This window comes from Sporotomaculum syntrophicum, from assembly GCF_009932395.1.
In the GTDB taxonomy this organism is placed as follows: domain Bacteria; phylum Bacillota; class Desulfotomaculia; order Desulfotomaculales; family Desulfallaceae; genus Sporotomaculum; species Sporotomaculum syntrophicum.
Window position 1 is genome coordinate 4,049 of record NZ_LSRS01000011.1, and the last position, 11,115, is coordinate 15,163.

10 protein-coding genes and 1 pseudogene are annotated in these 11,115 nt (G+C 42.7%); all 11 read right to left on the minus strand.

The window, feature by feature from the left end; translation table 11 throughout:
- Positions 1-448: 448 nt before the first annotated feature.
- The 11 genes and pseudogenes from cas2 to SPSYN_RS15230 all read right to left on the minus strand — a co-directional run bounded on the left by cas2 (position 449) and on the right by SPSYN_RS15230 (position 11,009).
- Complete coding sequence (gene cas2, locus SPSYN_RS15180) at positions 449-709, minus strand: CRISPR-associated endonuclease Cas2 (RefSeq protein WP_161823334.1); 261 nt, start codon at positions 707-709, stop codon at positions 449-451.
- Position 710: 1 nt separating this feature from the next.
- Positions 711-1,694 (minus strand): type I-B CRISPR-associated endonuclease Cas1b, encoded by a 984-nt coding sequence (cas1b, locus tag SPSYN_RS15185; protein ID WP_161823335.1) that lies wholly within the window; start codon positions 1,692-1,694, stop codon positions 711-713.
- Positions 1,684-2,184, minus strand: coding sequence for a CRISPR-associated protein Cas4 (gene cas4, locus SPSYN_RS15190; RefSeq protein WP_243153084.1), 501 nt, complete (start codon positions 2,182-2,184; stop codon positions 1,684-1,686). Before cas4 ends, cas1b begins: the two co-directional genes overlap by 11 nt.
- Before the next feature lie 26 nt (positions 2,185-2,210).
- The gene (gene cas3, locus SPSYN_RS15195; RefSeq protein ID WP_161823336.1) at positions 2,211-4,493 is read right to left on the minus strand and encodes a CRISPR-associated helicase Cas3'; all 2,283 of its coding nucleotides are present in this window, start codon (positions 4,491-4,493) and stop codon (positions 2,211-2,213) included.
- Between the two features lie 3 nt (positions 4,494-4,496).
- Positions 4,497-5,201, minus strand: a complete 705-nt coding sequence (gene cas5b / locus SPSYN_RS15200) for a type I-B CRISPR-associated protein Cas5b (protein ID WP_161823337.1) — start codon at positions 5,199-5,201, stop codon at positions 4,497-4,499.
- 1 nt (position 5,202) lies between these two features.
- Positions 5,203-6,099 carry a type I-B CRISPR-associated protein Cas7/Cst2/DevR gene (gene cas7i, locus SPSYN_RS15205; protein ID WP_161823338.1) on the minus strand — a complete coding sequence of 299 codons (897 nt, stop codon included), beginning with the start codon at positions 6,097-6,099 and terminating at the stop codon, positions 5,203-5,205.
- Positions 6,100-6,141: 42 nt separating this feature from the next.
- On the minus strand, positions 6,142-7,986 hold the full coding sequence (locus SPSYN_RS15210; RefSeq protein WP_161823339.1) for a hypothetical protein: 1,845 nt from the start codon (positions 7,984-7,986) through the stop codon (positions 6,142-6,144).
- Positions 7,987-8,727: a CRISPR-associated endoribonuclease Cas6 gene (cas6, locus tag SPSYN_RS15215; protein ID WP_161823340.1), complete on the minus strand. Its 741-nt coding sequence runs from the start codon at positions 8,725-8,727 to the stop codon at positions 7,987-7,989.
- 509 nt (positions 8,728-9,236) lie between these two features.
- Positions 9,237-9,446: pseudogene (locus SPSYN_RS15220) on the minus strand (transposase); the annotation flags it as partial.
- 206 nt (positions 9,447-9,652) lie between these two features.
- Complete coding sequence (locus tag SPSYN_RS15225) at positions 9,653-10,705, minus strand: DMT family transporter (protein ID WP_161823341.1); 1,053 nt, start codon at positions 10,703-10,705, stop codon at positions 9,653-9,655.
- 22 nt (positions 10,706-10,727) lie between these two features.
- Positions 10,728-11,009 carry a metal-sensing transcriptional repressor gene (locus tag SPSYN_RS15230; protein WP_279279343.1) on the minus strand — a complete coding sequence of 94 codons (282 nt, stop codon included), beginning with the start codon at positions 11,007-11,009 and terminating at the stop codon, positions 10,728-10,730.
- Between the last annotated feature and the right edge of the window lie 106 nt (positions 11,010-11,115).

An 11,115-nucleotide genomic window follows, 5' to 3' on the forward strand; every position in this document is an offset into this window, starting at 1 on the left:
GATTTAAAGACAACTTGTCCCACTTTTGCCGTTTCGTTAGCCGCTGTTTTATCTGAACGTAGTGGGATTTAAAGCAGCTTGTATAGCAGGCCNNGCTTTAAATCCCACTACGTTCAGATAAAACTTAGCAGGTAGAGGCGATATTGAGGGTGCAAAAGAACTTTAAATCCCACTACGTTCAGATAAAACACAAAGCCCCAGCCGTATAGCTGAGGCAGCGTATTCTACTTTAAATCCCACTACGTTCAGATAAAACCCCAATTTCAAAATATCAAAAAACCCTTGATTATTCAAGGTTAAAAAACATTCTCGAATAGCTGGCAAGTTAAATTTGCATCGAACCATTAATAAGGAGTTATAACTTCTTTTCACAAACCCTGCCATGTCATACAACTCAAGGGTTACCAGCATTTATCTTAAAAATTCCATAATGCACCAAAGTAGCCTACTAGAGAAATATACGGTCAAAAGACCTGTTCTGCCCAATTACATCCTTTCTCAGATGGTTGGGATTTTCGATTCGGTAAATATAAATCGAGTCTTCTTCAGTTAGGATCTTTTTCAATTCGCTTAAACATTTGGTAAGCTTTCCTTTCTGGATTTGCCCCTCAAATACAGAGTTTTGCGTCCAGTCCAGGTACTCTCTCAGTTTTTTACACACCTTTCCAACCCTCTTCTCGCCGACATCATAAGTAATAATAACAAACACATTACCACCACGCTTTAAACGGTTTATACACTTCATCGCCAATCAAATGCTTGATAAGCTTATAGGCTTCTAACCGAATCAAATAGCGATAAGAGACTTGCCGCTTTAATTTCCGGTGTTTAATAGTAGTTTTCATTTTTTCATCAAACGCAGATAAGAATTTTATTCGTCCTTCGTCATTTAATAAAACTGCACCGTCTTTGGAATCAAAGTGTTTTTCCTGGATTTGACGATTATTTAGTAGAGTTAACACAAGCGGGTCTACAATTAAGGGTTTAAAAATCTCAGCGATATCCAAACTCAGGGAAAACCGCCGCGAAGAAGGTTCATGTAAAAAACTTACAGTAGGATCCAGAACTGTTTTATAAATTTCGGATATAACCGTTGTATACATTAAACTGTTTCCAAATGAGATCATAGCATTAATTGGGTCCCTGGGCGGTTGTTTACTGCGCGAATGCCATTCCATTCCATTCTTCAATAACTGGTTGAAAGCATTGTAATATATCTGCCTGCCCTGCCCCTCAGCACCCATTAACTCTGGAATGGTACCGGCGGATTCCACACGGTGAACTACAGACATGATGGTATCTATATGCGGAGAACCACTCTGGTCATTCTTACGAATGTTTCGCAGCATATGATGGATACCTGCCAAAACAAATGATTTGGCCAGATACATACGCTTTTCGGCATCTAAAACATGAGCGCTTTGCTGCACCACTGTAAAACCGGATACTTTGGGATTCCTGGGACAAAAGCTACCATCGTAATAACCGTAATGGTTGTAAACGTGAAAACATATCTGGTGCTGGGATAGCAAATGGAGCAGGGATGTGTTGAAATCCACCTGTCCAAAAAAATGGATGCTGTTTGTCTGTTCCACAGGGATGGGACGCCTTTCACCTTCTTCATTCTCGAAATAAAGCGTATTATCTTTTCGCTTCATGCGACCGCCGGACAGAATGAAAATATCACGATTCATCCTGCTCTACCTCCCCGGAAAAACAGAAGTCCTTGTAAGCACATTTACCGCAATAAGTACGTTTTTGGAAAGCAGGAATATTCCCCTGTAAAATGCCGTGTATATTCGCAAGCGCCATGCGTACATCTTGTTCGCCTTGAGTATCCAAATGAACTTCAATAGTCTTTTTTTCTTTAGTGTAGCTTAGCAGCCCGGTCTTACAAATTCCCTTTTGTTTTAAAATATAAAGGTAATACAACATCTGCAAGCGGTCTGCTTTCTGCATTTTACTGGTCAGCTTTATTTCCCGCAGCACATCACCGTCCTGCCGGTCAATTTTCACGAATTCCTCCGTTCCTATATCCTTTTGCAGTTTGGAGTACGCTTGTTCGTGTAGTATTTTACCTTCAATCACCCGATCGTGGCCATCATTTTCAAAACGGATTCCCTTGTGGAATAGCCACAATTTGCGTTTACAAACTGCATAATAATGCATCTCCACGCCACGCACGTTTTCCAATGATACTCGATCCCTTCCTAAAAGATATCCGCCTTTTTCTTATACACCAACCCGCTCCCCTGCAAAGTGTTTTCATCAAATTCATAATCCGCATCCGTATCCATGATCCAGCTCAGGTGTTCGAGTCCTCTGGCTTCTAAAGGGCAAAGGGCAACATCTTTTATTCGCAACGTCTTTTCATTTAACGGAACCGACATTTTTTCAATCTCCTGCCGACACTTCCTACGCCGGTTTTTATCTGTTTCCCGCCCCAATTGTTTAATCAATTTTTCTACCTTATCATGAAACTTCCAGGGGATGGCCTCCCTGGAACGAATATTCCTTAACATATCCTGAGCCTCGCGGGATTCCGTCTCAAAGAAAAGTTGGTTGTCAAAGAATATGATAGCTTCATTAAATTTTTGCAAAAACGAAGTATTTCTCAAATTCTCCTTGCTATAAAGGCGTTCCACCATAAGCATTTTTTCGGATTCCAGCATAATCCGGTTTTGCAATGGCTGCAATGCATCCGAGCTCATTTGCACAATAACCTTGTCGTATACAGTGCCAATTCCGGAAGCATTAGCGGTGAAAATATGCACATTCGGTTCCTCGCCCGCATACCGGCGAATCCGGTAACAGCGACCCATGCGCTGGAATAAGCTGTCCAGGGAACACATTTCTGTATACAATTCATCAAAATCCACATCCAAAGAGGCTTCGACAATTTGCGTTGTAACCCATATCCCTGTTTCCACTTCACCGTCTTTTTGATGCCAACCCGATTCAGCGAACTTTGTGACCCTTTGCTCTAAGCTCAATTTGTGCTTTTTGATAAACCGGGCATGCAGCAGCCAAACGGGTACATCTTTATTCAACTGACCCTGCTCGAGTTGTTCTTTTACCTGCTCTTTTAACTGTTGGTATACAGCAATGGCCCTATCTACCGTGTTGCAAATCACCAGGACCTTATTTTGCCGGCCGCTATCGATGATGGATTCGGTAACATCCTTGATTTGCGAATCATGGAGATGAATCCGGTGCCGCTTTAAATCATCGTTAGGAAAAGAGCGGTATACCCACTGGTCTTCGAGAATTACTCCCCGGGAACTAATTGTTTCCAAGTATAACTTGGGCAGTGTAGCCGTCATAATCATAAATTTCCCGCCGATTTTAACGACCATTTCCAATGCCTTGATGAGCATAGCTGCAATGTTAGGATCATAAGCCTGGATTTCGTCAATAACTAATTTAGAATAAGCAAAGGTGGCCAGTTCTTTTTCAAAGCCTTTGTACAAGAAAGGGAATTTGAGCACCTGATCGATAGTCGTTAGCATAATCTTCTGGGAAAGCTGACGAGATACTTGGTACGTTTCTTCACCGTCAACCAAATCTTTTTCGGTGAGGTAGTCCAAACTACCGGAATGCAGAAGCCCCAAGTGTTCCAGGCCAATTTTAGCACCTTCGCGCAACCTGTCATACATAGCATTCAGGCTTACCCTTAACGGCAGCGTTATAAAGGCTTTTTCCTCCCCGGCCCATAATAAGGCCGCTTCAGTTTTTCCTGTTCCGGTAGATGCAGCCATAATCACATTTCGATCTCTGTGCAACATAGCAAATTCTTGCGCCGGCTGCAGCTTACCAAAATTGCCCTGCAAAAAACGGTAGGTTTTTTCACCTGTATTTTCCTCAACACCTGTCTCCACAGCCACATGGGCGGACACTGCATGGTCCAAACGATGGAGCAGTCCTTTTAAGAGAACATGCTGCCTGAAGAATTCCGGTTTATCGTGCAAATCTTGGTCGTACTTGGGCTTCCTATCCTTTTCCAGCAATTTCAGCAAACGTTTGGACGACTCCTCTGGTCTGTAGGGCAATCCCATGTGCTTAAACAATGCTTCAACTGTTGTTCTGGAAATTGTCTGTTGCACATACGCCTGAATCGCGCTGCTATTGGGGAGTGTATTTCTCTCGTGATGAAAGCCTATTGCTTCCACCAGGAACCGCCACTCCTCTTTGGTAAGTCCCAGCTCATTGAATGGGATAAGGGCGACAGAAACAAAGTTATGCGGAATCTCATCCCGGGACGATAAACTGCAGGGGAGAGTGTCCTCTCCCCGCAATTTACGCATCTTGTTCTGAAACAAGACATTGGCTTTACCAAAGTCATGGTACAAAGCAGCCGTCCGCAGAAGTTCCCAAAACCGTTCGCCAGCGTTTATTTTATGGCCGTAGGATTTACGCAATAATTGCAGCCCGGCAAGGAGCAGGTCGGTATGCTCTTTGATGGTTTCTCCCGGCTGGGATTTAGCGTAAAACATGCACTATTCCCCCATTTCTTTGGGGAAAATCACCGGATACCCGTCGGGGTCTACGGTGCCAGGTTCCCACATCTGCTCGTCCGCCTTGACATACCTTACTTTGATTTTTTGCCACTGCCGGATTCCTTGAATGATTTCATATTTCCAATTGAGCCGGTAAGGGACGCCGGGCAATTCCTCCTCCGGGTCTAATAACACAGGCCAATAAATGGGCAGTACGGTTTCAACGTCCTCATCCGCTTCCCGCAACTCCACCATGCGACATTCATCAACTCGCACCATATCTTCCCACCTACCCAGGCTGAAAGGAACACCGTCTTCGATTCCCTGTTTTATAAGCAGCATAATATCCCTTTTCGCCCGGACATGAATGATCAGATGGACATCCAGCAGCAGGTGCATGTAGATGGGCATGGCGGTTATATCCGAATAAGCGAAATCCAACGCCAGTCCATCTGTTATCAGGGGGAAATCCGTTGTCTTATTTTTCTTAAAAAAATAGTGTTTTTGATAATCCACAATTCGGCTTTGATAACTTCCCTGAATACAAATTCCCATAGGGATGTACTTGTCCGCCTGTAAAATCTGGTGCAGCATACCTTTTACCGTGGAGTAAGGCGGGAGCGGATAGGTTTCGCCAACCTTAAAGGCCGCAGGTTTTTTGTAACAGGCCGTTTCCTGGAACAGTTTCAAGCGCAGTACTTCCATATTACTCACTCCCTATTGCCTGTTTCACTTCCTCTTTAGCTTGAGCAAAGAACTCTTCCACCGAAACCACCCGCCCGGGGAATGTTTCTCTCAGCTTCTCTTCGTTGGCGAACCAGCCTTGTACGAGGCCAATCATTGTGGAGTCCTGAATCTTTTTTTCGTTCCAGGTTATTTGCATAGCGTCATTTAACATTGCAAGATCCAGATCCCAGCCATGTTCGGAGCTATTTGATGTGATTTTAACTCGACCCATAAAAAATGGATTGGCGCTATCATAAACCCCACCTATGATAAACACCGGGGTCAAGTTCTCCCTGCGCCCTTTTATATCCCGGTAAAGAAGTTTTAGGATATCTAAAAGTTGGGTTACTCTTTGTGTCCTTTCTTCTTTAGAAAGAACAACGTCCCCGTCAATTCCCACTTTGTGCAAATCCACCGTCAGGTTATATACATAATGGCTTTGATGTTGTTCCAAATTAGCCAGGTTTGGATTCTCGCCAATCCGCTCGGCCAACCCCATGTTATTTAGAAACTCCATGTCACTTTTATAGGGCTCCAGGGATAAAGCATGACCCAAGCGGGCTACAGCAGCCCGCTTTTTCGATTTGCTGCCGGTTTTCAAGTATCCGAACAAATCCATTTCAACGGAATCCTTGATGGTCACATCTTCTTTGAACTGAATGACCGACTTGGACTTGTCCACCGTATCCAGGTTCCACCCATAGTATTCATTGCCAATGCGAACGATATCATAGCGTAAACTTTGACGAGAAGCAAAAGTGCACACATCACCGTTACCCCGGTGGAATTTTTTCAGTTCCGAAATATTTGCCGTTCCCTCGCCGTAGTTAAGCGAGTTAGCCTGAAACATAGCCGATATGGTCAGAGATTTGGCCATGATAGTTCCCCCTTACATTTATATAAAATCGTTTACCCGTCTTTAAGGGTTTACTGCCTGGACAGTTTGTTGTTCCGATTGTTCTGTCTTATCTACTGCTGTATAGTCCGCATCTGACAGTAGACCGGTAATAAAAGCCCCGGATAATGTAGCAAAATCGATATCTTTTTCATGCAGGACATTCAGCAGCAGGGAAGGTACCGGTATTTTTACCTGTAAGTAAAGCCTAATTATTGTATCAAGAAACTGCTGATTATTCCCTGCTTTGGCTGCGTTCAATAGGCGATGGGCAATCCCAGCCGCCCGCTTGTTTCCACTGGACGCATAGTCTGTTTGTTCAGAACGCTCATTTGACAAGTTTGTCAGTTCTTTGCGAATCTTCTTGCCTTCTTTAAAAACAACGTAGATTAAACCCGCGTTTCTCATGGTTCCCTCCTCTTGCAGACTATTTATTTTCCATCTTTCCAATAAAGCATAGTAAGTTGATTGTGCATTGGCTTTTCCGCGAATGACTTTCTGCAAATGCACCCATATTGTTGAAATGGGATCCACGCTTTCCATAACTAATTGTAAAAACTGATCACGTAAAGACCGGTCATATATCTTGTGCATTTTGTTTAAGTTGTCTTGCTTAAAATATTCCAGCAGATACTGTGGTATGTGGTAATAGTGCATCACAGTTTTTTTATTGTCATACTCTGAATAGAACTCAATAATTTGAATGCCGGGTATACTTTCCTGCTTTGCTTTATGTTGTTCGCGCCTGATAATTTTGGGAATGAACTGCTCAAAAGATTCATTCTGCTCCAGGTTTCGTAAAACCTCATTATCCCGGTATATCAAATCCGGTGAACCATCCCGGAAGACAAAACTATAATAGGTTTCAAACCCTTCCTTGTACATTTTAGTAAACGGCGTAAGTCCCACCGGGCTGATAAACAATATAAAGCGAATCCATGTAGATATAGGCATAGGGCTATCCTGTAAATCCCATGCAAAATTGTAGGCTTTCCCGCTACTTACACCCAGGGGAACAAAGGATTTTTCTTCAAAGTTGTCGGTAGCCAGCCAATTTTCTTCAAATACACATCTAAGTTGCTGCCGGAAATAGGCTTCCAAATTGCCTGGCTTCAGCTTCTTTAACTCCCTGACCCAGCGTTTGTGTATAGACAGCTCAGATTTAGCCAGATACTGCAAAACAGCTTGGTATTTTTCGTCATCCGGCAGACTGCTGTACAACAGGTCATGAAAACCCAGATCAAAAAGTAGCGGCCGCACATAATCCTCGGTCATCTTGTCGATATGCTGCTGTAAATTATAGTGGCTTAAAGATTTCTGCAGGAAGGATACTTGTCCAAAGAAATTTTTTAGGACAACGGACCGGATAAAATTAAAGGTCAGCTTTTCTTCAAAGATATCCGTTTGTAGCAGTTGGAGATAATTATCCCGCAAATCTGTTAAGCTTGTTTTTGCTTGATCATCGGGCAATTTTTTTACTTGCTCAAAACACTCCTTCATAAGCTGGTAGTTTTCAGTTTCTGCGAAATATCTGGATAATTTTTTCAGGTTTTCGTTTATAGAATCTTTTAGTCTATCCTTTTGTTCTTTTACAGTTTGGTTTTTAGAATTACCAATGTAGCGGAGTCTCTTTTCTTCCCGTTTCGATATGGAATACTGTTCTAGTAAAAAACGAAAATACCATTCGGGCACCCTAGTCAAAATGGAAGGGTCAACCAGTAAATGGTCATGTTTCATTTTGATGGGGGAATCGGCATGCTGCAGACCTACAACTGTACCCAAATTCAGGTGGGCCCATTCCTGTAGCCTTAGCAACCCTGTTCCTCCTATGGCCGTCAGATAATCATCCATGTACAGTTTAAGCTGCATTTAAGGGTTCACCTCACTTTCCAATTGAATGTGCCCGAAACCCTGCCCGCTGCGCAGGCCGCAACCGGAATCCACTAGCCACTGCAAATCCACCGGATCACCTTCCAAAATGAAGCGCCCACTGTAGGCGGTAAAGAACAAATAGTCACCGGAAACACGTTTTTCCTCCCGTGCTCTCAGGTAGGAATCATTCTGCTCCTTGATAACGGTTTTCTTTACTGAAACTGGTCTGATGGTAACAGGACTTCTCAGGGCTTTTCCGCGTAGTGACTGAGAAATTCGTTCGGTAATGATTTGAAACTGTTGATTATATGCGGGGTCGTGGGGTGACAGTGGCTTGTGTTGCTCATCTTCAACTAATATTGGGCTTAAAGTCTGCACGAGAATACGGTTGGAGCGGATTTCTTGATCGCCTGCAAACCGGATTAACTCTCGCTGGAAGTGGTAATGCTTATATTGGAACCGATTTATTTTCTGCAATCCATTTAGGAACGGAATCATAAACTGGTAATCCGGGGAAGTTATATTAAGTTGGAAACCAGTCAAGCTGATATCAGTTTCCTGAAACTTATAGTTTTGCAGGTATACGGAAAAGGTATATGGCTTAGGTATATGGGAAGTAAAATATAGTTCGTAAATTTCCGGAGCACCGTTTTTTAAACATTCTTTAATGATGCTGAGCATGCCTAACCTATAGGCAACCGGGAGTTTATCTGTTTTGAAATTAACCGATACTTTCAAATTGACACCTCCTTTTTTATAATTTAATTTACTATAGGTATTATATCTTGATTATAATTAAATAGTATAAAAAATGTCAAGTCTCTAAATGTTTTTTGTATTGTCCAGCCTTTAAATTTTTTGTACACTATTAAATGTTAATGCTATTTGAACTACCGGGATGTAAATATAGTTAATTACATTATATTTACTGATAATTACTACGTTTTTATCTGAACTAATGGGAATACTTTATGCAAAAAATTAACAACCGTGTATGGTAGCGGCGAAGTTAAGTGAGCAAGCATTATTTATACTTAAGAGCATAACTCACACCTTAGACAGCTGCTTGTCAGTCCATAAAATTTATTTAAAACTTTTCGTTTCAGTATAATACATTGGGCATATTTACTTGCGTTTTATTATGCTAATTTTCATTAAGAAGCGGGGCTTATTAAGGTTTTGTTTGTTCTATTACCCATCAGGTCAGTCATTAACAGTCAAATCTTATATCAATTGTTCATCGGATAATATATTGATATTAAGAGCTGGATCTTCAGCATCATTTCTGGTTCTTTGGCGGGTCTGCCAAAGTTTTTGCAATATCTATCTGCTAATAGTTCATTGACAAAGCTAAGGGATATTGCGGAATCTATACGTTTTAATATGTGATTCTCCAGTATTATATGGTATAATTCAGTGTAAAAGCTGCCTTGTTTAAAGGTGGTTTCAATTAGCATAAAAAGCATCCCCAGTATATTTTGTTGTTGCGACTAATTATACTTATAGGTGGGGATGCTTTTTGTGTTTTTAGGACTTTTTTAGTGGTCTCGAACCATCCCCCTGTGTTTATGGTGCCCTGTTTATGTGAGGGCCGGGATGCCGCAGGGAATGCTCCAAATATGCATAAATTACTCCTCCTTTAGTCGATAGTCCTTTGCCCTCATTAATGCGCATGCCTGTGATGCATGTCCGGCGTATGGGCGTGTTTATGCTTGATTGGTTCATGGGTGTGCTCATGGCTATGCTCCCCCTCTACCTCCGGAACGTGCTGATGGTTGTGGTGCCCGTCATGATGATTATGCTTGTGCTCATGGGTTATTTCCAGGTGGAAATGGGTATGCCGGTGATCCTCCGATACCGCAAAATATGCACCGGTTAGCATAATAACTAACGCAACCAGGAAGGACGTGGAAATTTGCTCCTGCAGCAGCAACCAGGACATGATTACCCCGATAAAGGGTGCCGCGGCATAATAAGCACTGGTTCTTGCAGCACCCAGCTCTCTCTGAGCGGAGATGTAAAAGAATATGCTCAGGCCATAAGCGACAAAGCCTAAAATTAAGGCCAGGAAGATGTACCAAAGATTACTGTTGTATTCCTGTAGGACCAGGGAAATTAAGAGCGCACCTATCCCCGAGCCGAAACCTTTGACCGCTACAATCTGCAAGGGGTCTTTTAAGGATAACATCCGGGTGCAATTGTTCTCTACACCCCAGCAAAGACAGGCGGCAATCACAAATAGAGAACCAAGGGAAAAGGATAAACTGCTCAAATCTTCCACCGTCAAAATAATGGTCGACAAGGTAATCAGTGCAATGGCCAGCCACATCCTCCTGCCAATGGCCTCTTGAAAAATAAACAGGGCGATTAGGGCAGTGGCCACAATTTCAAAATTATTTAACAGGGAGACATTCTCCGCTGTGGTCCTGGCCAGGCCCAACATGAGCAATATGGGAGCGGCAATATCAAGCAGGATCATCCCAATAATATAGGGCAGCTCTTTTTTAGTCATTTTAGCTTCTACCTGCTCGTTCTTGCTATACTGTTTAAATACATTAACAATTAACATGCCAATGCCGGCGCCAAGATATAACAGGGCAGCCATTAAGGTTGGCGGTATCTTAACCAGTAGCAGCTTAGACACCGGCGAGCTAACGCCATACAAAGCAGCCGCTAAAATAGCCATGGCTATGGCAGGGGTTGTATGATTAATCATTGTTTTCCCCGCATCCGCGTTTTTACTTCAGAAACTTGTCAACAGCATTATTTAAGTCTTCCAGCACCTTTTTGTCCCCTGTCTCCAACGCGTTTACCACACAATGGTTGATATGGTCATGTAAAATAATTTTGCCCACATTGTTCAGGGCAGAACGAACTGCGGAAAGCTGAATCAAAATTTCGGTGCAGTCTCTACCCTCTTCAACCATCCTCTTTATTGACTCCATGTGACCAATAGCTCTGGACATCCTGTTAAGTATTTTCTTGGTTTCATGATGCAGGTGTTGGTGTTCTTTAGCCACGCCGGCACTCCTTTCATAACCCCCATGGGGGGATATGAATAGCTTATCACTTTATATTCAATTGAGCAGTAAAAAGACCTGAGACACAGGAGAACTGTCTAAGCGG

Excerpts from the sequence above, each read along its gene's own strand:
- SPSYN_RS15210 (WP_161823339.1), bottom strand. The coding sequence starts at position 7,986 with ATGCAGCTTAAACTGTACATGGATGATTATCTGACGGCCATAGGAGGA.
- SPSYN_RS15225 (WP_161823341.1), bottom strand. The coding sequence starts at position 10,705 with ATGATTAATCATACAACCCCTGCCATAGCCATGGCTATTTTAGCGGCT.
- cas1b (WP_161823335.1), bottom strand. The coding sequence starts at position 1,694 with ATGAATCGTGATATTTTCATTCTGTCCGGCGGTCGCATGAAGCGAAAA.
- cas7i (WP_161823338.1), bottom strand. The coding sequence starts at position 6,099 with ATGGCCAAATCTCTGACCATATCGGCTATGTTTCAGGCTAACTCGCTT.
- cas5b (WP_161823337.1), bottom strand. The coding sequence starts at position 5,201 with ATGGAAGTACTGCGCTTGAAACTGTTCCAGGAAACGGCCTGTTACAAA.
- cas3 (WP_161823336.1), bottom strand. The coding sequence starts at position 4,493 with ATGTTTTACGCTAAATCCCAGCCGGGAGAAACCATCAAAGAGCATACC.